Here is a 22,703-nt window from a genome sequence, read left to right on the forward strand (position 1 = left end):
GCTTTATTTACGTTCGACTTCTTTCATGATGAACGCCTCGATGACGTCCTCCACTTTGATGTCGTCGAACTTCTCTACTTTAATCCCACACTCGTAGCCTGCCGCGACTTCTTTGACGTCGTCTTTGAAGCGACGGAGCGTATCGAGTTTTCCTTCGTACACAACAATCCCGTTACGGATGATGCGGACGCCGGCGTCGCGTGAAATTTTACCTTCTGTGACGTAACAGCCGGCAATCGTACCGACTTTCGAGACTTTGAAGACGTCACGGACTTCAACTTGTCCTGTAATTTCTTCAACGAACTCAGGGTCGAGCATCCCTTTCATCGCGCTCTCGATTTCATCGATGGCGTTATAGATGATCCGGTGCAGACGCATTTCAACATGCTCTTGCTCGGCCATCGACCGGGCGTTCCCATCTGGGCGGACGTTGAATCCGATGATGATCGCATTGGCTGCCGAAGCGAGGATGACGTCACCTTCTGTGATGGCACCGACACCTTGGTGAACGATGTTGATTTTAACGCCTGCGACGTCGATTTTACGGAGTGAACCAGCGAGTGCTTCAGCCGAACCTTGAACGTCTGCTTTGATGATGACGTTCAAATCTTTGACTTCGCCTTCTTGAATACGGCTGAACAAGTCGTCGAGACTCACTTTAGCCGATTCGCGACGCTGTGACTCGAGGTAACGTTGGTAACGTTTTTCCCCGATTGCACGTGCTTTCTTCTCGTCTTCAAACACGATGAACTGGTCACCAGCTTGTGGGACGTCGTTCAATCCTGTGATCTCGATTGGAGTCGATGGACCGACTTCTTTCACACGACGACCGATATCGTTGACCATGGCCCGGACGCGTCCGAACGTGCTACCGACGACGATCGAGTCACCGATGCGGAGTGTCCCGTGTTGAACGAGAAGCGTAGCGACAGGACCGCGGCCTTTGTCGAGCTTCGCTTCGATGACCGAACCGCGAGCTGGCATTTCCGGCGTCGACTTGTACTCTTCGACTTCTGAGACGAGTAAGATCATCTCGAGCAACTCATCGATTCCTTCGTCCTTCAAAGCTGAAATCGGTACGAAAATCGTTTCGCCGCCCCACTCTTCCGGTACAAGACCAAACTCTGTCAATTCTTGTTTGACGCGGTCAGGGTTTGCGCCTTCTTTATCCATTTTGTTCACCGCGACGATAATCGGCACGTTTGCCGCTTTCGCGTGTGAGATGGCTTCTTCTGTCTGTGGCATGACGCCGTCATCCGCTGCCACAACGATAATCGCGATATCCGTCACTTCGGCTCCGCGGGCACGCATCGTCGTAAAGGCAGCGTGACCTGGTGTGTCAAGGAACGTGATCTTTTTACCGTTGACTTCAACTTGATAAGCACCGATGTGCTGCGTGATCCCGCCGGCTTCACCAGCAACGACTTTCGTGTTGCGGATCGAGTCAAGAAGGGTTGTCTTACCGTGGTCGACGTGACCCATGATCGTCACGACAGCTGGACGCTCCACAAGCTCATACGGAGAGAAGTCGATTTCTACTTCTTCAAAGTCCGTCTCGTCGATGAGGACTTCTTTCTCGACTTCGTAACCGAATTCAGTTGCAAGCAACTCAATCGTCTCGTCATCAAGTGTTTGGTTGATTGTCGCCATGACACCAAGACCCATCAACTTCATGATGATCTCGTTTGGCTTTTTATCCATCTTCGCAGCGAGGTCCGATACGCTGAGGACATCCTCGTACTTGATGACGTTGCCCATTTCAGACTCTTGCGCTAAACGAGCCGCTTTACGTTGACTCGTTTTCGAATTTGGATCCGCTTCTAATGGCACGGCTGCTTTCGCAGGTTTACCTTTGAATTTACCGCCGCGCTTTTTGTTGCGGTTGTCGTTGCGGTTGTTGCCAAAACGGTTGCCACCACGGTTACCCGCTTGGTTGCTTTGACCGCCAGACGCTTGTGGGCGTGCTTTCGGTGCTTCTTGTTTGCCAGCAGGCTTCGCGTCAGCCGGTTTTGACTTGGCAGACTTCGTTTCAGCTTGTTTCGTTGCAACCGGCTTGTCTTGCTTGTCAGCCGAACGGTATTTCTCAGGGTTGAAGACACGGTCGAGTTGCTTGACCGATTCCTCATCTAAGACAGCCATGTGATTTTTCACTGGCTTGTTCATTTTTTCGAGCTGAGTAATGACTTGTTTGCTTGTTACATTCTGTTCTTTTGCAAATTCATAGACGCGTTTTCCCAAAGCATCCACCTCCGTTAATAGTTAAGAGAGAAGTTGCTTAAGCTTGTTCGCAAATCCGGATTCTGTCACAGACACGACGACTCGCATGTCTTTACCTAAAGCAGCCCCGATTGTATATCGGTCGCTCACTTCAATCAATGGAACACCATACGATGTACATTTGTCGGTAACCCGTTTTCTCGTAGACGCTCCTGCATCTCCGGCAAGGATGACGAGCTTGGCTCGGCCAGCTCGCACATCCTTCAACACAAACTCTTCTCCCATCGTTACTTTCCTCGCCCGTGCGGCAAGGCCTAACAATGATTCCCACTGACTCATGATTCGGCTCCTGTAACAGCTTGAAGCAGCTGCTCATAAAGCGCTTCACTTGTCTTCACTTTTAAATGATGATCGAGTGTCCGTTTTTTCTCTGCTAAACGAATCACGTCCGCATCTTTCGACAAATACGCCCCACGTCCGTTCAATTTACCGGTCGTATCGATGACGACATCGCCTTCCGGCGTCCGAACGACACGAATCAACGCTTGTTTCGGCAACATTTCTTGCGTGACCACACATTTGCGCAAAGGAAGTTTCTTTTGCTTCATGGTCATTCCTCTTCTTTCACCGTTGTCGGCTCGAGAGCGACGTCAACCGAGTCAGTCTGTTCCATTTCATTGTGAACAATTTCTGGCTCCGGTTCAACTTTTTCGGCGTACGTATCATACAAGTCCATGCCTTCAGCATCCGTTTCGCTCTTGATATCAATTTTCCATCCCGTCAATTTCGCGGCAAGACGGGCGTTTTGACCGCGCTTCCCGATGGCGAGTGACAATTGATAGTCTGGCACGACGACCGTCGTCGACTTGCTAGGTTCATTGACGTACACGTCAACGACTTGAGCCGGGCTGAGTGCGTTTTTCACGAACTCTTTCGGGTCGTTCGACCAACGGACGATATCGATTTTCTCACCGTTGAGCTCATCGACGATCGTTTGAACACGCTGCCCTTTCGGACCGACACAAGCGCCGACCGGGTCGACGATATCCGAATGGACGGCAATCTTCGAGCGATCGCCCGCTTCACGTGAGACCGACATGACGTCGACCGTACCGCTCGCGATTTCTGGTACTTCAAGCTCGAACAGACGACGCAACAGACCTGGATGTGTCCGTGAGACTTGGATGGCTGCGCCAGAACCTTTCGTCGTCGAATCGACTTTCGTCACATACACTTTGATACGGTCATGAATCTGGTACGATTCATTCGGCATCTGCTCGTTCGGTGTGAGCACCGCTTCGATATTGTTTTCAAGACCGATATACAAGTTGCGTGGGTCGAACCGTTCCACAATCCCCGTCATGATCTCGTCTTCTTTATCGACGAAGTGGTTATAGATGCGCTCGCGCTCGGCTTCCCGCATCTTTTGCGTGACGACTTGTTTGGCCGTCATCGCCGCGACGCGACCGAAGTCGCTCGGTGTGACTTCTTCTTTATGGAAGTCCCCTAACTCGTAGTTCGGGTCAATCTCATGCGCTTCTTCGAGCGACAATTGTTGCTCGGGATGCGAGAGACGTTCAACGACTTCAAGAAGTGCGAAGACACGAATATCACCAGTCACTTGGTCGAATTCAACTTTTACGTTTTCATTCGGGTTGGCGACGTTTCGGCGGTATGCCGAAATGAGCGCCTGCTCAAGTGCATCGATGATAATCTCCTTCTCGATTCCTTTTTCGTTAGCAATCTGTTCGATTGTTGTGAGTAATTGTGGCCCCATCTTTACCTCTCCTTAACTAAACGTGACCGCTAGGCGGGCTTGTGCAATTTTGTCTACCGGTAGCGATATCGCTTTTTTTCTTGTCTTAATACGTGTCTCGACGACGGCGGTCTCGCCGTCATATTCTGTCAAAATCCCTTCGAACTCTTTAGCACCTTCAATCGGGGCGAACGTCTTGATATAGACGTTCTTTCCAATCGCGCGTTCAAAGTCGGTCGGCTTCTTCAGCGGTCGCTCGGCACCGGGACTCGAGACGTCAAGATAATAGGCTTGTTCGATCGGATCGCTATCGTTTAGTTTTTCCGAGAGTTGTTCGTTGATGTTGACGCAATCATCTAAATCGACGCCCCCCGGCTTGTCGATATAGACGCGCAAGAACCAGTCTGGCCCTTCTTTCACGAATTCGACATCGACCAATTCCATGTTCTCACGCTCCACGATCGGCAACGCGATCGCTTCGACGACTTCTGTTATTTTGGACACTCTCATCCCTCCTTCTGGCTTTTACATACAAGAAAGGAGTAGGGTTCCCTACTCCTTTCCGTCGTAGTATCCAACATTGTTCGATACCAATATATCATATTTTCCCGTTTTTTCGCAACTTACACCCCAAAATCAAAGAACGAGAGTTGGTTCTCATCCGGGAGGCCTTCGAGACATTTCATCGTATCGAGCGTCTCAACGATCGTCTTCGACAACTTGGCCCGTTTGCGCAAGTCTTCTTTTGATAAGAACTGTCCTTCGGCACGTGCATCGACAATCGCTTTCGCCGCGTTCGTCCCGAGTCCATCGACTGCATTGAACGGTGGGATGAGCGTGTTCCCTTCAATCAGGAATTCGGTCGCACTCGAACGATACAAATCGATGTTTTGGAACTTCATGCCGCGCTCCAACATCTCGAGAGCGAGCTCGAGCACGGTGTGAAGGCCTTTATCTTTCGCCGTGGCTTCAAATCCTTTTTCACGGATATCCGACATCGCTTTACGCACGGCCTGTGATCCTTTGATCATCGCCGACAAATCGAAGTCGCCGGCCCGGACCGTGAAGTACGTCGCATAATACAAGATTGGATGATGCACTTTGAAGTAGGCGATTCGCACGGCCATAAGCACGTACGCCGTGGCGTGCGCTTTCGGGAACATGTACTTAATCTTCTTACAAGACGAGATGTACCATTCCGGGACATCGTTGGCCCGCATCTCCGTCTCCATATCTTCTGACAAGCCCTTCCCTTTCCGCACCGACTCCATGATTTTGAAGGCGAATGACGGTTCGAGGCCCGCATATATCAAGTAGACCATGATGTCATCACGACACCCGATCACGTCTTTCAGTTCACACGTCCCGTTGTAGATGAGCTCGTTGGCGTTTCCGATCCAGACGTCCGTCCCGTGAGACAATCCAGAGATTTGAACGAGCTCGGAGAACGTCGATGGCTTCGTCTCTTCGAGCATCTGCCGGACGAATTTTGTCCCGAACTCTGGAATCCCGAGCGTTCCCGTCTTCGATTCGATTTGCTCTGGCGTGACACCGAGCACGTCCGGCGCCGAAAAGATTTTCATGACTGTCGGATCGTCCGTCGGAATCGTCTTCGGATCGATACCGGACAAGTCTTGTAGCATCCGGATGGCGGTCGGGTCATCGTGACCGAGAATATCGAGTTTGAGCAAGTTGTCGTGAATCGAGTGGAAGTCAAAGTGGGTCGTTTTCCACTCGGATGACTTATCATCGGCCGGATATTGGATCGGCGAAATTTCGGCGATGTCCATATAATCCGGGACGACGATGATTCCCCCCGGGTGTTGTCCCGACGTCCGTTTGACGCCGGTGACGCCCGAGACGAGCCGATCGACTTCGGCGTTCCGATAAATCTTATCGTTCTCGGTCGCATAACCTTTCACATATCCATACGCCGTCTTATCGGCAATTGTCCCGATCGTCCCCGCACGGTACACATAATCCTCTCCGAACAACACTTTCGTGTAGGCGTGGGCGTGTGGTTGATATTCACCCGAGAAGTTCAAATCGATATCCGGTACTTTGTCCCCTTTGAAACCAAGGAACGTCTCGAACGGGATATCGTGCCCGTCCTTCGTATACCAAGTCCCACACTCCGGACATTGCTTGTCGGGAAGGTCATACCCGGACCCGACCGATCCGTCGTCGAAGAAGTGGGAATGTTGACACTTCGGACAGACGTAATGCGGCGGCAACGGGTTGACCTCGGTGATTTCGGTCATCGTCGCAACGAAACTCGAGCCGACCGAACCACGTGAACCGACGAGATAGCCGTCATCGAGTGATTTCTTAACGAGCTTATGCGAAATCAAATAGATGACCGCAAAGCCGTGTCCGATAATCGATTTCAGCTCTTTCTCGAGCCGGGCCTCGACGATTTCCGGCAGTTGTTCTCCGTAAATCGAACGGGCCATGTCGTAACTCATGTTCCGGACCTCATCGTCTGCGCCTTTAATCTTCGGTGTGTACAAATCGTCCGGAATGATTTGAATCGACTCGATTTGATCGGCGATCGCATTCGGGTTCGTGATGACGATTTCGCGGGCGAGTTCGTCCCCGAGGAACTTGAACTCTTCCATCATCTCTTTCGTCGTCCGGAAATGGGCGTGCGGGAGTTCTTTCCGCGTGTTGATGAAGTTGGCACCACCTTGCGTCCGAATCAAGATCTCTCGGTATGAGCGGTCTGTCCGGTCAAGGTAATGAACGTTTCCGGTCGCACATACCGGCAGGCCGGCCTGTCCGGCGACGCGAATGATCCGCTTGATGATTTCCCTTAACTCGAGCTCGTTGGCGACGATCTCTTTATCAATCAAATGCATATAGAGCGCCGGGGGATGAATCTCGATGAAGTCGTAGAACGCCATCATCTTCTCAAGCTCTTCGTCTGACTTGTTCAGGGCGGCGTCAAAAATTTCACCGTTGTCACACGCCGAACCGATGAGGAGTCCTTCACGACGCTTCACGATTTCCGAGCGCGGCATGCGTGCCATCCGGAACAAGTAATCGATGTGGGACAACGAGATTAGTTCGTATAAGTGACGAAGTCCCGGTTTTTTCGTTTTCGCATAAATCGTCGCATGGAACGGACGGATTTTCGAGACGTCGCTCCCGACTTTCGCGTTCAGCGAGCGATGCGTCTGCATCTCAAACATCTGTTTGGCGAGTTCGAGCAGTTTCATGAGCAAGTACGCCGTCGCCTCCGCATCATAGATGGCCCGGTGATGCTGGGTCAACTCGATATCGAATCGCTTCGCGAGCGTGTTGAGGCGGTGGTTTTTGAGCGTCGGTAAAATCGTCCGGGCGAGTTCGAGCGTGTCGATGACGGGATAGTCATCCGGCTCGTGCCCCCCGCTCCGAAGCGTCGCTTCTAAGAAGCCCATATCGAACGATGCGTTATGGGCGACGAGGATGCCGTCCCCGCACCAATCGACGAACTGTTTGGCGATGACTTCGGGATCGGGCTGGCCATGGACCATGTCGTCCGTGATGCCCGTCAGCTCGATTGTCGTAGCCGAGAGCGGATGTTTCGGATCGGCGAACGCCTCGAACCGGTCGATGATTTCACCGTCTTTAATTTTGACCCCGGCGAGTTCGATGATTTTGTTGTAGACGGCCGAAAGTCCGGTCGTCTCGACGTCGAAGACGACATACGTCGCATCATCGAGCGGGACATCGGTCGGGTGATACGCGACAGGCACGCCGTCATTGACGACGTTCGCCTCGACCCCGAACAGCACTTTGATGTCATTCTTTTTCCCGGCGTAATAGGCTTCCGGGAACGACTGGACGCCGGCGTGGTCGGTGATGGCGATGGCGCGATGGCCCCATTTGGCCGCCCGGGCGACGAGCGCCGACACGTTCGTGACCGCGTCCATCTGGCTCATTTGCGTATGCGCGTGTAATTCGACGCGTTTCTCGCCGGCCCACTCGTCACGGGCCGGTTCGACTTTCACTTCTTGCAGTTGCGATGCCATCATGCACAGTTCGCGCATGAAGCTGTCATCCTCGACCCGGCCGGCCGCTTGGATCCACATGCCTTTTTTGACGGCGCTGAGCATCCGGTCATCATCGTCATCGCGTGCGAACACTTTGACGATGAGTGAATCGGTATAGTCCGTCATCTTGAACGTGAACAGTTTCTTCCCGCTCTTCAGTTCTTTCCGTTCGGCCGAGAAGACGAGACCTCGGATGGCGACGCGTCGTTCTTCTTCGATGATCGTCTTGATCGGGACGATCTCGTCTTTGATCAAGGCGCCCATCCGTACCTCGGTGACCGGTTCATCGTTCGTCTCGGTCGCCTTCGCGAATTGCGCTGCGAGCGCGAGCTTCGCTTGTTCCAAATCTTCTTGCACGACTTGTTCACGGAGCGCTTGGTTTGCTTCTTCATTCTCCGAGAACAGCGCTTGGCAAGGTTTCTTCATAAAGCCATAGGCGCTATAGAGCGCTTGGACTTCTTGGCATAACTCTTTATCGACATAGTTCGCCTCAGGGGCCGAGCGCACCGGGATGAGCAATTTGTTCTGCTCAAAGCGTGGTGAGACCGATGCGAAATAACTGCGCATCGCACCCGACACTTGGCTGAGTTCACTGACGATACGCGGCCAATAGTCGATATAATCCTGTTCGGCACCGCCTGAGGTCGTCGTGAAACGCGCGTACACCTCGTCAGCGAACGTCGCGTACCGGCTCTCGATTCGGCTCATGAACAGTTGATACACCTCGTACGGTAACACGCGCTGCAACTGGAAATAAAACGTCCACGTCCGGCGCTGCTTGTTGACGACAAGTCGCGTCAATTCCGCATCGTCGAATTGTTCCGTCTCGGTTGTGATGCCGAGATCGGTCAAGAGCAATTGCATTTTTTGATTAGCTTCCACGGGTAAGAAGTCCCCCCTTTTATCATTCGATGTCGAAAAATGAAGGTGACGGCAAGAAACCGTCACCTTCATCGATCATTTTGCCTCGTTCAGTTGCGCCGTGATCACACGTGGCAACTCATCTACCGTCGTCTCAAGGACTTCGCCAGTGGCACGTACTTTCACTTCGACGATACCTTCGCTCGCTTTTTTCCCGACGTTGATACGAATCGGAAGACCGATCAAATCAGCATCGGCGAATTTGACGCCAGCCCGTTCTTTACGGTCATCATACAACACATCGTACGTCGATGACAGCTCATCGTATAAACGGTTCGCGAGTTCGACTTGCGCTTCGTCTTTCGTGTTGATGGCAATCAAGTGCACATCGAACGGAGCGACGCTCTTCGGCCAAACGATACCGCGATCGTCATGATGTTGCTCGATGACGGCCGACAATGTGCGTGAGACGCCGATGCCGTAGCAACCCATAATGAGCGGTTCGGCCCGACCTTCTTCGTTCAAGAACGTCGCGCCCATCGCTTCTGAATAGCGCGTGCCGAGCTTGAACACTTGTCCGACTTCAATCCCGCGAGCGAAGCGGACCGGACCCGACTCGTCAGGTGCCATGTCGCCTTCGACGACGAAACGGAGGTCATGATACGTCAAATGCGACAAGTCGCGTTCGGCGTTGACGTGCGTATAATGGGTGTTCGCCTCGTTGGCGCCACATACCGCGTCGACCAAATATTTGACGGCGTAATCGGCCACGACTTTGACCGGTGCATGAATCGGTCCGAGCGTGCCCGGCTCACAGCCGAACAAGTCGATGATCGTCGCTTCTTCTTCCATTTGGATGTCGAGTCCGCCGAGGGCGTTCTTCACTTTGACGTCGTTCGCCTCGTGATCACCTCGAACGATGACCATGACCGTCTCGCCATCGACGTTGAAGAGGACCGACTTGATCGTCGTCTTCGTGTCGACGTTCAAGAAGCGCGCCACATCTTCAATCGTCTTATTGTCTTTCGTGTCGACCTTGTCGAGGGCAAGCACTTCGGCCGCTTGCATGTCATAGCGGTCGAGCGTTTCTGCCATCTCGATATTGGCGGCGTAGTTCGACGTGTCCGTATAGACAATCGTGTCTTCCCCGATATCGGCAAGCGCTTGGAATTCGTGCGTGTCTTTCCCGCCGATGGCACCCGAGTCAGCTACGACCGGGCGATATTTTAAACCGATGCGGTCAAAGATGTTGGAATAGGCGTTATACATGTTCTTGTATTCGTCGTCCAAGTCATCTTGTGTGGCGTGGAACGAATACGAATCTTTCATCAAGAACTCACGACCCCGGAGCAGTCCGAAACGTGGACGACGCTCGTCGCGATATTTCGTTTGAATCTGATACAAGTTGACCGGTAACTTTTTGTAGGAGTTGAGTTCATCGCGCACGATCGACGTGATGAGTTCCTCGTGCGTCGCACCGAGGGCGAAGCGACGATCGTGACGATCGGTCAATCGCATAAGTTCAGGACCATAAATACCCCAGCGACCCGTCTCTTCCCACAGTTCCGCCGGTTGAATCGCTGGCATGAGCAATTCTTGGGCACCGGCCCGGTTCATCTCTTCGCGGATGATCGTTTGAATCTTTTGTAACACGCGGTGGCCTAGTGGAAGATACGAATAAATTCCAGCGGCGTTTTGGCGCATGAAGCCCCCGCGGACGAGGAGTTGATGGCTGATGGCTTCTGCGTCGGCCGGCACTTCTCTAAGCGTAGGCATGAACAGTCTCGATTGTTTCATAGGTATCAACGTTTCCCTTCTATAACCCGATTAGATCTTACTTTTATTATTTAAAGAATGATTGAATATCATTCCACGTGACGATCAACATGAGAAGCATGAGCAAAGCGAACCCGATAAAGTGGACGAATCCTTCCTTTTTCGGATCGATCGGCCGTCCGCGCACCGCTTCGAACAAGAGGAAGATGAGTCGTCCTCCATCAAGTGCCGGGAGCGGCAACAAGTTAAAGATGGCCAAGTTGACTGATAAAAGTGCCGTCCAGTTGAGGAGCATGATGAGCCCGCTCGCCGCCACTTCATCGGTCATGCGGACAATCCCGACCGGTCCGGCCAATTGGTCGACGCCCACTTGACCGGTAACCAAATCACCGACCGCGGAAAAGATGAGCGTCGACATCGTCCACGTCGTCTCAGCCCCAGTCGTGAAGGCTTTCGTCGGTGAACGCTCGAGCGCGTTCGTCACGCCCAATATCCCGACCGTCTCGCCGTTTTGTTCGACCGCTTGCGGCGTGAGCGTCACCGTTTGTTCTGCATCATCCCGAATATACGTCACTTCCGTTGGCGTGTCAGCCCGGTCGGCAAGCACAGTCCGAAGGTCGAGCCAGTCATCAATCGTCTCGCCTTCGATGGAGACAATTTCATCTCCCGCCATGAGACCTGCTTGATCTGCAGCCGAATCTGGCTGCACCGTACCGATTCGTCCATCGTCCGTTGGCGTCCCTTGGACGAGACCGACGATGACAAGCAAGATGAAGGCAAGGACGAAGTTCATCGCTGGGCCGGCTGCAATCGCGAGCACACGTTTCCATACCGATTGAGCTCCGAACGTGCGGTCGTATGGGGCAATTTGAATTTCCATGCCTTGGTCGACGAGAAGCGTGTCCCGTTCAAGTGAATAGACACGGACCTCATCATCGACGAGTAACTGGATCTTCAATTCGCGAATCGAATCGAACTTGTCGACCGTCCCGACGACGTGCACGTCTTTTGCCTGGTCCGGCTGGAAGTAGACACGATCGACCGTGCCGGCGTTCGTCAGGCGTAACCCGACGTGTTGACCGGCTTTCACTTCGATCGGCTCAAAATCTTCTCCTGCCATTTTGACATACCCACCGATTGGCAATAAGCGAATCGTATACAGCGTCTCATTCTTTCTGAACGAGAGGATTTTCGGTCCAAACCCGATTGCAAATTCATGACAGAGAATCCCTGCCCGTTTCGCCATGACGAGGTGTCCCCATTCATGAACCGATATGAGTACCCCAAACATCAAAACGATGGCGATAAAAGTCGTCATTGTCTATTCCCCACCTTCACTTTCCTTGCTGAATTTGTTCACGAACCGCTCGGTCGACTTGAAGGATCTGTTCGAGCGTCGGTTCTGCAATTACCGTATGTGTCTCCATCGCTTGTTCAACGATCCGTTCGATATCGAGGAAAGCGATCTCCCCGTTCAAGAACAGCTCGACAGCCGCCTCGTTGGCCGCATTAAGCACCGTCGGCATCGAACCACCGGCGCGTCCGGCCTCATACGCGAGGCGTAAGGCCGGATAACGCGTCAAGTCGGCTTCTGCGAAGTGAAGCGTTCCGATTTCTCTCAAGTTTAACCGCTTGTTCCCGTCGATTTCAAGACGTTTCGGACCTGAGAGCGCATAGAGGATCGGTCCCCGCATATCCGGATTTCCAAGCTGCGCCATGACGGCGGCGTCTTTGAATTCGACCATCGAGTGGATGATGGACTCACGATGAAGCACCACTTCAATATCATTATAATCGATATCGAACAACCAGTGCGCTTCGATGACTTCGAGTCCTTTATTGAACATCGTCGCCGAATCGATCGTGATTTTCGCCCCCATCGACCAGTTTGGATGTGCGAGCGCCTCTGCGACGGTCACGCTGTCTAATTCATCCCGCGACTTGTCACGGAAACTCCCGCCTGATGCCGTTAAGATGATTTTCGAGACGTCCTCTCGGCGTTCACCGTTCAAACATTGATAGATGGCCGAATGTTCACTATCGACTGGAAGCAGGCTGACCCCATGCTTCTTGACGGCTGCCGTGACGAGATGGCCCGCCGTGACGAGCGTCTCCTTGTTCGCCAAAGCGATGTCTTTACCTGCCTCGATGGCAGCGAGCGTCGGCTCAAGACCGACAGCCCCGACGACGGCTGTGACGACGATGTCAGCCCGCTCTGCGGTCGCACATTCGATCAACCCTTCAAGTCCGATAAAAAAGAGTGGTTCGTATGTAAGTCGTGGTTTGAGTCGTTCGAGCACTTCGATGTCTTTGGCGGACACGTATTTCGGCCGCAAGCGGTTGATCCATTCCTCGGCTACATCTACATTCGTTCCGAAGGCATAGGCCTCAAGTTCAAACAAGTCGGGGTGCTGTTCGATGACGTCACATGTCTGTACGCCAATCGAACCAGTCGCCCCGATTAAGCTGATTCGCTTCATCTTGACACTCCTTTATAACAAATTAAATACCCAGATGACGGTGAATACCGCGATCATACTATCAAAGCGGTCCAAAATGCCACCGTGTCCCGGTAACAGATGACCCGAATCTTTTACGTTGAATTGACGTTTATACGCCGACTGCACCAAGTCCCCGAGTTGCCCGACGACGGATACGACGACCGCGAGCACCACTACTTCGAGAATCGGCAACACCGGTTCGACGAGGACGTAGACGAGACCGACGACGATAGACGAGATGATCCCACCGACCGCCCCTTCAATCGTCTTGTTCGGACTGATTGAGGGCCACAGTTTTGTCTTACCGATTGCTTTGCCCGTGAAGTAAGCACCCGAGTCGGTCGCCCAAATCATGAACAGGACGAGAAGTACTTTGACGAGCCCATCCTCCGAAAGACGGACGAGCGCAAAACTAGAGAAACCGATGACGAGATAGACAGCAGATACAAAATAAAAACTCGCGTCTTCATACGTGAAACGGTTTTTTGTGACGACCGTCCAAAACAGGAGGAGCATTAAACCGAGCACCATCCATTGATTCGTCGACATCGGCATCTCGCCCATGACAAGCTGTCGCTCGAGCAACATCAATACGAACGGGAAGGCTACAAGGAGCGACGTCACAAGGAACGGAAACGCCGTCAACTTGTGATTGCGCATCATCGTGAACTCGCTCAGTCCAATCAAGGCGAGCACACCCATCAAGATGACGAACGGACTGCCCCCGAGGGCGATCAAGCTGACAAAAATGGCACCGGCCCAAAGACCGGTAATAATTCGAGTCTTCATGTCACACCCCACCAAACCGGCGCGTCCGCGCGTTATACGCTTCGATCGCCTCGACGAAGTGGTCTCGTTTGAACTCAGGCCATAACACGTCTGTGAAATGGAGTTCAGCGTACGCCCCTTGCCAGAGCAAGAAGTTCGAGAGACGCTGTTCCCCGCTCGTCCGGATAATCAAATCGACGTCTTGCATATTTGTCATGAGACGCTGTCCGATCATGGCGTCATCGATGTCGTCCGGTTGAATCTTCCCTGCCGCTACATCGCTGGCGATATGGCGCATCGCTTGTACGAGCTCGTCGCGGCCACCATAGTTTAAGGCAAAGACGAGATCCAGACCTGTGTTCGTCGCCGTGCGCGTACGAGCCTCATCGACTGCATCCCGCGTGCCGCGCGGTAATTTTGACACATCACCTGCGACGAGGACGCGAACGTTTTGTTCGTCCAGTTCTTTTAAGTCCGTCTCTAAAAATTGTTTCGGCAATTTCATCAAGAAGTTGACTTCTTCTTCCGGACGCGTCCAGTTCTCCGTCGAGAACGCATAGAGCGTCAACGAACGGATCCCGAGTTCTTGGGCGGTGCGAACCGCTTCCCGGACCGATTTCATCCCTTCCCGGTGACCCATGATGCGAGGGAGTCCACGCTTTTTCGCCCAACGGCCGTTGCCGTCCATAATGATGGCGACGTGTTCGGGGATGCTCAGTTCCGCCTCGGTCTTCGTTTTAGGATTCACCCATTTAAACATACTCTATCCTCCTGATTGTATGAAAGAGGGACCCTCTCAGTAAAAGGGTCCCCACACAGCTTTTTGGTATACCACTTCCGTGATTACACTTCCATGATTTCTTTTTCTTTCGTCGCTGCAGATTCATCAATCTTTTTGATATACGAATCCGTTAACGATTGAACGTCATCCGCGTAACCGCGAAGGTCGTCCTCAGTCAAGTCCCCATCTTTTTCAAGCTTCTTCAAGTTTTCGTTGGCGTCACGACGAACGTTACGGACAGCGACTTTCGCTTCTTCCGCATATTTCTTCGTCACTTTCACGAGCTCTTTGCGACGCTCTTCCGTCAAAGCTGGGATGGCGAGACGAATGACGGTCCCGTCCGACGACGGCGAGAGACCAAGGTCGGCTTTTTGGATCGCTTTTTCAACGTCAGACACCATCGACTTGTCCCATGGTTGAATCAAGAGAAGGCGTGCTTCCGGTGTATTGATGTTCGCGACTTGATTGAGCGGTGTCGGTACGCCGTAGTAATCGACTTGAACCGGGTCCAAGATCGACGCGCTCGCGCGTCCCGTCCGAAGTGTCCCGAAGTCACGCTTCAGCGCGGAAACGGCTTTCTCCATTTTCTCTTCAGCAGTTTTCAATACGTCATTTACACTCATGAATTGATTCCTCCTACTACCGTCCCGATATGTTCCCCGAGTACGACACGTTTGATGTTTCCTTCTTCAAGCAATGAGAATACAATCAGTGGGATATGGTTGTCCATACATAGTGACGTGGCTGTCGAATCCATCACTTGGAGACCGTCCTTTAAGACGTCCAAGTACGTGAGCGTGTCGTATTTGACTGCATCCGGAACGAGTTTCGGATCGGCCGAATAGACGCCGTCGACGTTGTTTTTTCCCATCAAGATGACGTCAGCTTCGATCTCCGCTGCGCGGAGTGCCGCTGTCGTGTCTGTCGAGAAGTACGGGTTCCCCGTCCCTGCCGCGAAGATGACGACGCGACCTTTTTCAAGGTGACGCATCGCCCGGCGACGAATGTACGGTTCAGCCACTTGGCGCATTTCGATTGAGGTTTGGACGCGTGTTTGGACACCGTTCGTTTCAAGGCTATCTTGTAGCGCGAGCGAGTTCAATACCGTGGCGAGCATGCCCATGTAATCCGCATTCGCTCGGTCCATGCCGAGCTCGCTACCGGTCTTGCCGCGCCAGATGTTCCCGGCGCCTACGACGACGGCAACTTCGACGCCCAAGGCGACCAATTCTTTAATTTGCCCAGAGATCGAATTGACGATGGCCGGGTCAATCCCGTACCCTTGATCTCCAGCGAGCGCTTCCCCACTCAATTTTAACACAATTCGCTTATATTTCGGTTCCATACTTTGCCTCCTCTTGCTTGAAAAAAGGGAACACGCTCCCTTAACGAACTAACTCAAGGTTATACAGACGTGTTCCCAATTTTGATAGCACCATGTGAATGATGCAGATTATTTTTTAAGTTGGTTCATTACTTCTTCAGCAAAGTTTTCTTCGCGTTTTTCCATACCTTCTCCAACTTCGTAACGTACGAATGAGTTGATACGGCCGCCTTTAGACTCTACGTATTTCCCAACTTTGAAGTCAGCGTCTTTAACGAATGTTTGGTCGACGAGGCAGATTTCCTCGAAGTACTTGTTCATACGTCCCGCAATCATCTTCTCGACGATGTTGGCAGGCTTGCCTTCGTTGAGGGCTTGCTCAGTCAAGACTTTCTTCTCACGATCTGCTTCTTCAGCCGATACTTCGTCGCGTGTCGCGTAAAGTGGGCGTGCTGCTGCTACGTGCATGGCTACGTCTTTTGCAACTGTTTCGTCTGTTGTACCGTCGAGGACAACGACTGAACCGATGCGGCCGCCCATGTGGAGGTACGTGCCGAAGACTGCATCGTCCGCTTTTTCAAGGACAGCGATGCGACGGAGTGAGATTTTCTCTCCGATTGTCGAAGCTTCTTCTTGAATGTGTGTTTCAAGCGTTTTACCAGCTACGAATTCAGAAGCGAGTGCCGCTTCAACTGTCGTTGCGCCTGAAGTAAGAACAGCTTTTGCTACGTCTGAAACGAGTGTTTGGAACTTCTCGTTTTTCGCAACGAAGTCTGTTTCTGAGTTAACTTCGACGAGCGTAGCTTTGTTGCCTTCAACCGCTACTGCCGTCAAACCTTCTGCTGCGATACGGTCGCCTTTAGCTGCTGCTTTCGCGATCCCTTTTTCACGAAGGAAGTCGATTGCTGCTTGCATGTCACCGTTTGTTTCAGTGAGTGCTTTTTTGCAATCGAGCATACCTGCACCTGTTTTTTCACGAAGTTCTTTTACCATTGCTGCTGTAACTGCCATCGGAAATTCCTCCTTGTAAAACTTACAATTTTTTAAGAAAAAGCACTAAGGCTTTATATACGTGTCCTAAAAAAAGGTGATAAAAGGCTTTCCCTTTATCACCTGTTGTCTGACTGATTACTCAGCTTCTGTCGCTTCAGCTTCTGGAGCTACCGCTTCTTCAGCTACTTCTTCTTCGCCTTGTTTCGCTTCGATGATTGCATCTGCCATCTTCGAAGTGAGCAATTTAACGGCACGAATCGCATCGTCGTTCGCTGGGATGACGTAGTCGATTTCGTCTGGGTCACAGTTTGTGTCGACAATCGCAACGATTGGGATGTTCAATTTGTGAGCTTCTGCAATCGCGATCCGCTCTTTACGTGGGTCAACGATGAAGAGTGCATCAGGAACACCTGGCATGTCCTTGATTCCGCCGAGGAACTTCTCAAGACGTGTCATTTCTTTTTTCAAGATGATGACTTCTTTCTTAGGAAGTACTTCGAACGTACCGTCAGCTTCCATTTTCTCAAGCTGCTTCAAACGGTTGATACGTTTTTTGATTGTTGAGAAGTTTGTGAGTGTTCCACCCAACCAACGCTCATTGATGAAGTACATACCTGAACGGAGTGCTTCTTCTTTGATTGTGTCTTGAGCTTGTTTTTTCGTACCTACGAAGAGGACGTTTCCGCCTTCTGCCGCGAGTTCACGAACGAAGTTGTACGCCTCGTCTACTTTTTTGACCGTCTTTTGAAGGTCGATGATGTAGATGCCGTTACGCTCCGTGAAGATGTATTTCGCCATTTTTGGGTTCCAACGGCGTGTCTGGTGACCGAAGTGTACACCAGCTTCGAGCAATTGTTTCATTGAAATTACTGCCATGATAAATTTCCTCCTTGTGGTTTAAAAAAGTCCTCCGCCTCGTTCATCGTTGTATTCCGACCTTTCGGCACCGAGGAATACCATCCCGAGACGTGTGTGATGTGTTTAACACCAAAAAATACTATAGCATATGTCCGCCAATCCGGCAACTCTCACTTTTTACGAAGTTTGGCATATAAGGCGACTTCTCCTTCGCCTTTTCCGAGGAGTCGGGCCGTCTCCCGGACCGAATGGTGCAATAACACATCCTCCACGTGCGGGGCTGATTGCGTATCGTCGTCCGACGTCTCTCGCTTTGGCTCCGCATGGATCGACTGAGCACCAGCAACCTCTTCGTTTGAGGACGCTGGTTGTTTCACGACATCGTTCATCGATTCCATGAACGACAACAGGAGGGCCTCGGTCTCACGTTTCTCATGCTCGAGTTGCGTGACGCGAGCGGTCAACGCCTGGACTTGACGAAATAAGATCAGCAGTCCGTAAGCGACGATACAGGCGATTGCGATATATACGATGGTCATCTCCATCCCTCCTTCACGATGTCTTTTCTTCTAAATACGAACGTCCAAGTGCAAGCTTTAACGTCTTTAACGCCTTGGAATGGATTTGGGAGATACGTGACGTCGACAGTTCCAACACTTCGCCAATCTCGGTCAACGTCAACTCGTCGAAGTAGAACAACGAGACGACGAGACGTTCTTTCTCGGACAAGTGCTCGATTTCGGTCGTCAGCACGTCGAGCAGCTCGCGCTGCAATAGCGTATCCTCCGGTTTCTCAGAGTCAGGGTCGAAATACGTGACGGACATGACCTTGCCTTCTTCTTGAAGCGTCACCGCTTCATCGATCGACAACATGTTCGCGAAGTACCCTTCCGCCATCGCCTTCTCGATTTCCGACACCGGTAGTTCGCAGGCGCTCGCGAGTTCTTCTTTCGTCGGGGCCCGGTGCAACTTCTGCTCGAGTTGTTCGGCGATGTGATCAATTTTTTTCACGCGTTCGCGCACCGAACGCGGTAACCAATCAATTTTCCGCAGCCCATCGATGATGGCGCCACGTATCCGAAACGCCGCGTACGTGTCAAACTTGTTGTTGTGTTCTGGATCATATTTCATGAGGGCATCGTACAATCCCATGTAACCCAAACTTTTCAATTCGTCGCGTTCGACGCTCTTCGGGAGCGTCACGATCATTCGTTGCACGTGATAATGGATGAGGAACTCGTAGTGCGCCAATAGTTCATTCGCTGTATCCATATCGCGGTCAGTGTTCCAACGATCCCACAACTCGGTAAGCTGAGTCGTCATGTCGATCCCCCCTAGATTTCCTTAGTTCCTACGCTGACCGTTCGAATCGACAGGACGCAAGTCGCCACATCAAATTCGATCGTCCGTCCGTTGTGCCCGCCACAGTCTTCTGCGATGAGCGGGATACGGTGCGCTTTCAGTGCGTTGCGCACGGCTTCGGCGTTTCGTTCACCGATCCGCATCGCCTCGTTCTCATACTTGAATTGAAACATTTGGGCACCGCCGGCCATCTTCGCTTGCAGCCGACCCGCTCCGGCCCGTTTCAACGACGCGACGAGCGCATCGATGGCCGTATCCGCATATTTTCCTACTTCAACCGTTTGGTGTTTCCGGGCAATCGCCGAATCCGGCAACATGACATGGGCCATCGCCGCGACTTGGAGCCGGACGTCATACAAGATGACGCCGACGCACGAACCGAGTCCTGCCGTTCGCAATTTGTTCGGCGCGGTCGTCTGCTTCCATTCCGCGATGCCGATTTTGATGACTTCAGCCATGGCCAATCAACCGCTGTTGTATCCGTTCGAGCGAGCCATGCGTCGGTAGGAACAACACATGCCCAGCACTTACTTTCTCATCGATGCGGAACGTCGTATCGATGTAGAGTGCCGCATCTTCCTCAGGTTGGACCGACGTGACGACGAATTCGACGATTGAACCCGCCATGTCGACCGCTGTCGCCGGGACTTGGATGGAGATTGGTGTATCGAGCCAATCCCCGAGCGCCCGGGCGTAAGCCCCGCTCATGATGTTTCCGATTTCTTCCCATGCCGACTGGCCGAGCTCGTCCGCCGTTTGGAACGAGAACGTGCTTCCGATGAGGGAAGCGACCATTGTTTCGGCATCATCGACCGGAAACAAGATGAGAATCATGCCGCTAATGTCACCGCCGAGCTCCAACAAGACGGACGCCACGTGACGTTCCGGCCCGCCGACGCGTTCCGGCAAATACGTGATCGGTTCCATCTCCGCCGAGGAGACGGTGATCGTGACCGGCTTGCCCAAGAGCGTCGACAATGCCGTCGCGGCATGACCAGAACCGATATTGCCGAGTTCTTTCAATAAATCTTGCTCGAACTCACTCAGCATGCTGTTCCTCGAATAATGCGTTGGCATCGAGGAGCGAGAACAATTTGTCCTCGCCCTTGGCGATCGCCGTCAAGTGAGCCGACAACATGTCTCGGCTCGACTCCGGAATCGGCTCGATGCGAACGTCTTCACTTTCCACGACCTCGTTGGCCCGGTCGACGATAAAGCCGGCATCGCCTTGATTGAGCGAAGCGATCAAAATCCGTGTTTCTTCGGTCGGTTCGACTGCCTCGTAACCGAGACGGAGCCGAAGGTCGATGACCGGTGTGACGACCCCGCGCAGATTGATGACACCTTTGACGTGAGCCGGCGCGTTCGGGACGCGTGTGACCGGTTGTACCCGTTCAATCGAGCGAACTGACTGGACATCGATTCCGTATGTGTTCGATCCCAATGAAAAGACTACCCATTTTTGTTCCATCCTTCTTCCTCCTTAGAACAGATCGTTGCTGTCGACAATCAAGGCGACACGCCCGTCTCCGAGTATCGTCGCACCAGAGATGGCCGAGATGCCCTCGAGATAAGTTCCGAGCGGCTTCATGACGATCTCTTGTTGGCCAATCAAATCATTGACGACCACACCGACGAGCTTGTTTCCTTTGCGGACGACGACGACCGGGAATTGCGTCTTCGTTTCCGTTTCGATCGCGAACATTTCTTTCAAGTAAACGAGCGGGACGAGCTGACCTCTGAAGTCGAAGACGCGTTCGCGATGGGCCGTCAATATGTCGGCCTCGTCGAGGAGCGTCGTCTCGAGAATCGATGACAGCGGAACGGCGTACGTCTCATCGCCGACTTGTACGAGCATCGCCGAGATGATCGAGAGCGTGAGTGGCAAGCTGACTTGGAATTTCGTCCCTTGTCCGACGACCGTCTCGAGCGTGACGACCCCGCCGAGCGATTCGATCTTGTTTTTGACGACGTCTAGTCCGACGCCGCGACCTGAAAGATCGGTGACGACGTCTGCCGTCGAGAATCCAGGTGCGAAGATGAGCATGGCTACTTCGTTGTCCGTCATCGCCGTCGCTTCTTCAGGCGTGATGACGCCTCGTTCGAGTGCTTTTGAGCGGACTTTATCGACATTGATTCCTGCCCCGTCATCCTCGATTTCAATGAAGACACGGTTGCCGCCATGGTAAGCGCGAAGCGCGAGTCGACCTTGTTCCGGCTTCCCGGCTTCGAGGCGGACTTCCGGCAACTCGATGCCGTGGTCGATGGCGTTACGAATCAAATGGACGAGCGGGTCACCGATCTCATCGATGACTGTCCGATCGAGCTCGGTCTCAGCACCGGTGATCTCAAGTTGGACTTTTTTATGGATATCTTTCGCGACCGAACGCACCATGCGCGGGAAGCGATTGAACACTTGCTCGATCGGCATCATGCGGAGGGTCAAGACGAGCGATTGAAGTTCGTTCGTACCGCGTTTGATTTTCTCGACCGTTTCGTTCAGTTCAGGTTGACCGACTTCGTCGGCGAGCCGCTCAAGACGACCGCGATCGATGATGAATTCTTCGAACAAGTTCATCAGACGATCGATCCGCTCTAAGTTGACACGAATCGTCTTCGCTTGTGCGACGGCCTGTTCTTTCGGTTCGTCCGCCTCCACCGCTTTCGGTTTCACTTCGGCCACGGCGACGCTCTCGGCACTGACGGCGACTTCCGGCGCACCGGCCGCCGCACTCGTGTAAGGTGTCACTTGGACGTGCTCGACTTCCGACACTTGGGACACGGCATGCTCAATCACGTCCGCTGACTCCTGAGACACGAACAAGACGTCAAATGAGAGATCGAACTGTTCTTGCTCGATCGCCTCGGTCTCAGGAACCGTCCGGACGACTTCGCCGAGTTCTTGGAGACGATCGAACACCATGTAGGCGCGCGCCGCTTTCAACACGACGGCATCCGATAGCTTCACATGAAGTTGGAACGCTTCGAAGCCGGTCTCTTTCGCTTGCTTGATGACCGAATCGGTATATAGGTCGGCCGTGAAGACCGTCTCATCGACCACCTCGACTGCTTTCGGAGTGCTACCGATAAATGACTGGAACGCGGACACTGTCGCCGTCACATCGATGTTTGCGCCTCTGCCTCCCGTCTCGATATCAGCGATCATCTCTTCGATTTGTTCCATGGCCGAGAACATCGTATCGAGCAACAACTGGTTGCTCTCTTTCTTTCCGGCTCGAACCAAATCGAGCGCGCTCTCCATCTCATGCGTCAAGTTGGCGACACTCTCGTATCCCATCGTCGCCGACATCCCTTTGAGCGTGTGTGCCGAGCGGAAAATCTCTTGAATCGCTTCCTGACTGCCCGTCTGTTCTAGTTTCAACAGCTGGGTGTTAACCGATTGGATATGTTCTTGAGATTCGTCTAAAAACAATCCTAAGTATTCGTTCACGTCCATCTATAATGCCTCCCT

General features: G+C 52.6%; 21 protein-coding genes. All 21 read right to left on the reverse strand.

Annotation, left to right across the window (positions count from 1 at the left end; genetic code table 11):
• Positions 1-3: 3 nt before the first annotated feature.
• The gene (gene infB, locus FED52_RS08355; protein WP_138859583.1) at positions 4-2,238 is read right to left on the reverse strand and encodes a translation initiation factor IF-2; all 2,235 of its coding nucleotides are present in this window, start codon (positions 2,236-2,238) and stop codon (positions 4-6) included.
• A 21-nt stretch (positions 2,239-2,259) separates the two neighbouring features.
• Positions 2,260-2,556: a YlxQ family RNA-binding protein gene (locus FED52_RS08360; RefSeq protein WP_021067159.1), complete on the reverse strand. Its 297-nt coding sequence runs from the start codon at positions 2,554-2,556 to the stop codon at positions 2,260-2,262.
• Complete coding sequence (gene rnpM, locus FED52_RS08365) at positions 2,553-2,831, reverse strand: RNase P modulator RnpM (protein WP_167491800.1); 279 nt, start codon at positions 2,829-2,831, stop codon at positions 2,553-2,555. Before rnpM ends, FED52_RS08360 begins: the two co-directional genes overlap by 4 nt.
• Positions 2,828-3,994, reverse strand: a complete 1,167-nt coding sequence (gene nusA / locus FED52_RS08370; protein ID WP_138859585.1) for a transcription termination factor NusA — start codon at positions 3,992-3,994, stop codon at positions 2,828-2,830. Before nusA ends, rnpM begins: the two co-directional genes overlap by 4 nt.
• A 12-nt stretch (positions 3,995-4,006) precedes the next feature.
• Complete coding sequence (gene rimP / locus FED52_RS08375; protein WP_034777274.1) at positions 4,007-4,477, reverse strand: ribosome maturation factor RimP; 471 nt, start codon at positions 4,475-4,477, stop codon at positions 4,007-4,009.
• A 119-nt stretch (positions 4,478-4,596) separates the two neighbouring features.
• Complete coding sequence (locus tag FED52_RS08380; RefSeq protein ID WP_138859586.1) at positions 4,597-8,889, reverse strand: PolC-type DNA polymerase III; 4,293 nt, start codon at positions 8,887-8,889, stop codon at positions 4,597-4,599.
• Between the two features lie 75 nt (positions 8,890-8,964).
• Complete coding sequence (locus FED52_RS08385; protein WP_138859587.1) at positions 8,965-10,665, reverse strand: proline--tRNA ligase; 1,701 nt, start codon at positions 10,663-10,665, stop codon at positions 8,965-8,967.
• 46 nt (positions 10,666-10,711) lie between these two features.
• A complete protein-coding gene (gene rseP / locus FED52_RS08390) occupies positions 10,712-11,962 on the reverse strand; it encodes an RIP metalloprotease RseP (RefSeq protein WP_138859588.1) in 1,251 nt (416 codons plus the stop codon).
• Positions 11,963-11,978: 16 nt separating this feature from the next.
• Positions 11,979-13,124 carry a 1-deoxy-D-xylulose-5-phosphate reductoisomerase gene (gene dxr / locus FED52_RS08395; protein WP_138859589.1) on the reverse strand — a complete coding sequence of 382 codons (1,146 nt, stop codon included), beginning with the start codon at positions 13,122-13,124 and terminating at the stop codon, positions 11,979-11,981.
• A 12-nt stretch (positions 13,125-13,136) separates the two neighbouring features.
• Complete coding sequence (locus FED52_RS08400; protein ID WP_138859590.1) at positions 13,137-13,934, reverse strand: phosphatidate cytidylyltransferase; 798 nt, start codon at positions 13,932-13,934, stop codon at positions 13,137-13,139.
• 1 nt (position 13,935) lies between these two features.
• Complete coding sequence (locus tag FED52_RS08405; RefSeq protein WP_034777251.1) at positions 13,936-14,673, reverse strand: undecaprenyl pyrophosphate synthase; 738 nt, start codon at positions 14,671-14,673, stop codon at positions 13,936-13,938.
• A gap of 83 nt (positions 14,674-14,756) precedes the next feature.
• On the reverse strand, positions 14,757-15,317 hold the full coding sequence (frr, locus tag FED52_RS08410) for a ribosome recycling factor (RefSeq protein WP_034777248.1): 561 nt from the start codon (positions 15,315-15,317) through the stop codon (positions 14,757-14,759).
• Positions 15,314-16,039 carry a UMP kinase gene (gene pyrH / locus FED52_RS08415; RefSeq protein WP_138859591.1) on the reverse strand — a complete coding sequence of 242 codons (726 nt, stop codon included), beginning with the start codon at positions 16,037-16,039 and terminating at the stop codon, positions 15,314-15,316. Before pyrH ends, frr begins: the two co-directional genes overlap by 4 nt.
• A 108-nt stretch (positions 16,040-16,147) precedes the next feature.
• Positions 16,148-17,029: a translation elongation factor Ts gene (tsf, locus tag FED52_RS08420; RefSeq protein ID WP_138859592.1), complete on the reverse strand. Its 882-nt coding sequence runs from the start codon at positions 17,027-17,029 to the stop codon at positions 16,148-16,150.
• Between the two features lie 117 nt (positions 17,030-17,146).
• The gene (rpsB, locus tag FED52_RS08425) at positions 17,147-17,887 is read right to left on the reverse strand and encodes a 30S ribosomal protein S2 (RefSeq protein ID WP_021067146.1); all 741 of its coding nucleotides are present in this window, start codon (positions 17,885-17,887) and stop codon (positions 17,147-17,149) included.
• Positions 17,888-18,039: 152 nt separating this feature from the next.
• Complete coding sequence (locus FED52_RS08430) at positions 18,040-18,408, reverse strand: hypothetical protein (protein ID WP_138859593.1); 369 nt, start codon at positions 18,406-18,408, stop codon at positions 18,040-18,042.
• 13 nt (positions 18,409-18,421) lie between these two features.
• On the reverse strand, positions 18,422-19,192 hold the full coding sequence (locus FED52_RS08435; RefSeq protein ID WP_034777239.1) for a FliA/WhiG family RNA polymerase sigma factor: 771 nt from the start codon (positions 19,190-19,192) through the stop codon (positions 18,422-18,424).
• Positions 19,193-19,203: 11 nt separating this feature from the next.
• Complete coding sequence (locus tag FED52_RS08440; protein WP_138859594.1) at positions 19,204-19,689, reverse strand: chemotaxis protein CheD; 486 nt, start codon at positions 19,687-19,689, stop codon at positions 19,204-19,206.
• Positions 19,682-20,281, reverse strand: a complete 600-nt coding sequence (locus FED52_RS08445; RefSeq protein ID WP_138859595.1) for a chemotaxis protein CheC — start codon at positions 20,279-20,281, stop codon at positions 19,682-19,684. Before FED52_RS08445 ends, FED52_RS08440 begins: the two co-directional genes overlap by 8 nt.
• Positions 20,271-20,702 carry a chemotaxis protein CheW gene (locus FED52_RS08450; protein ID WP_034777232.1) on the reverse strand — a complete coding sequence of 144 codons (432 nt, stop codon included), beginning with the start codon at positions 20,700-20,702 and terminating at the stop codon, positions 20,271-20,273. Before FED52_RS08450 ends, FED52_RS08445 begins: the two co-directional genes overlap by 11 nt.
• 12 nt (positions 20,703-20,714) lie before the next feature.
• Entirely contained in the window at positions 20,715-22,688 is a 1,974-nt protein-coding gene (locus FED52_RS08455; RefSeq protein ID WP_138859596.1) for a chemotaxis protein CheA, read from the reverse strand.
• Positions 22,689-22,703: the final 15 nt, after the last annotated feature.

The organism is Exiguobacterium mexicanum, from assembly GCF_005960665.1.
GTDB classification, from domain to species: Bacteria; Bacillota; Bacilli; order Exiguobacteriales; family Exiguobacteriaceae; genus Exiguobacterium; species Exiguobacterium mexicanum_A.

What these genes read in the sequence shown, in the direction of transcription:
- rnpM (WP_167491800.1), bottom strand. Translation starts at nt 2,831, where the DNA reads ATGACCATGAAGCAAAAGAAACTTCCTTTGCGCAAATGTGTGGTCACG.
- FED52_RS08405 (WP_034777251.1), bottom strand. Translation starts at nt 14,673, where the DNA reads ATGTTTAAATGGGTGAATCCTAAAACGAAGACCGAGGCGGAACTGAGC.
- pyrH (WP_138859591.1), bottom strand. Translation starts at nt 16,039, where the DNA reads ATGGAACCGAAATATAAGCGAATTGTGTTAAAATTGAGTGGGGAAGCG.
- FED52_RS08455 (WP_138859596.1), bottom strand. Translation starts at nt 22,688, where the DNA reads ATGGACGTGAACGAATACTTAGGATTGTTTTTAGACGAATCTCAAGAA.
- frr (WP_034777248.1), bottom strand. Translation starts at nt 15,317, where the DNA reads ATGAGTGTAAATGACGTATTGAAAACTGCTGAAGAGAAAATGGAGAAA.
- FED52_RS08400 (WP_138859590.1), bottom strand. Translation starts at nt 13,934, where the DNA reads ATGAAGACTCGAATTATTACCGGTCTTTGGGCCGGTGCCATTTTTGTC.
- FED52_RS08450 (WP_034777232.1), bottom strand. Translation starts at nt 20,702, where the DNA reads ATGGAACAAAAATGGGTAGTCTTTTCATTGGGATCGAACACATACGGA.
- tsf (WP_138859592.1), bottom strand. Translation starts at nt 17,029, where the DNA reads ATGGCAGTTACAGCAGCAATGGTAAAAGAACTTCGTGAAAAAACAGGT.
- FED52_RS08385 (WP_138859587.1), bottom strand. Translation starts at nt 10,665, where the DNA reads ATGAAACAATCGAGACTGTTCATGCCTACGCTTAGAGAAGTGCCGGCC.
- rpsB (WP_021067146.1), bottom strand. Translation starts at nt 17,887, where the DNA reads ATGGCAGTAATTTCAATGAAACAATTGCTCGAAGCTGGTGTACACTTC.
- FED52_RS08440 (WP_138859594.1), bottom strand. Translation starts at nt 19,689, where the DNA reads ATGGCTGAAGTCATCAAAATCGGCATCGCGGAATGGAAGCAGACGACC.
- FED52_RS08435 (WP_034777239.1), bottom strand. Translation starts at nt 19,192, where the DNA reads ATGACGACTCAGCTTACCGAGTTGTGGGATCGTTGGAACACTGACCGC.
- rseP (WP_138859588.1), bottom strand. Translation starts at nt 11,962, where the DNA reads ATGACGACTTTTATCGCCATCGTTTTGATGTTTGGGGTACTCATATCG.
- nusA (WP_138859585.1), bottom strand. Translation starts at nt 3,994, where the DNA reads ATGGGGCCACAATTACTCACAACAATCGAACAGATTGCTAACGAAAAA.
- FED52_RS08430 (WP_138859593.1), bottom strand. Translation starts at nt 18,408, where the DNA reads ATGACCATCGTATATATCGCAATCGCCTGTATCGTCGCTTACGGACTG.
- FED52_RS08360 (WP_021067159.1), bottom strand. Translation starts at nt 2,556, where the DNA reads ATGAGTCAGTGGGAATCATTGTTAGGCCTTGCCGCACGGGCGAGGAAA.
- FED52_RS08445 (WP_138859595.1), bottom strand. Translation starts at nt 20,281, where the DNA reads ATGCTGAGTGAGTTCGAGCAAGATTTATTGAAAGAACTCGGCAATATC.
- dxr (WP_138859589.1), bottom strand. Translation starts at nt 13,124, where the DNA reads ATGAAGCGAATCAGCTTAATCGGGGCGACTGGTTCGATTGGCGTACAG.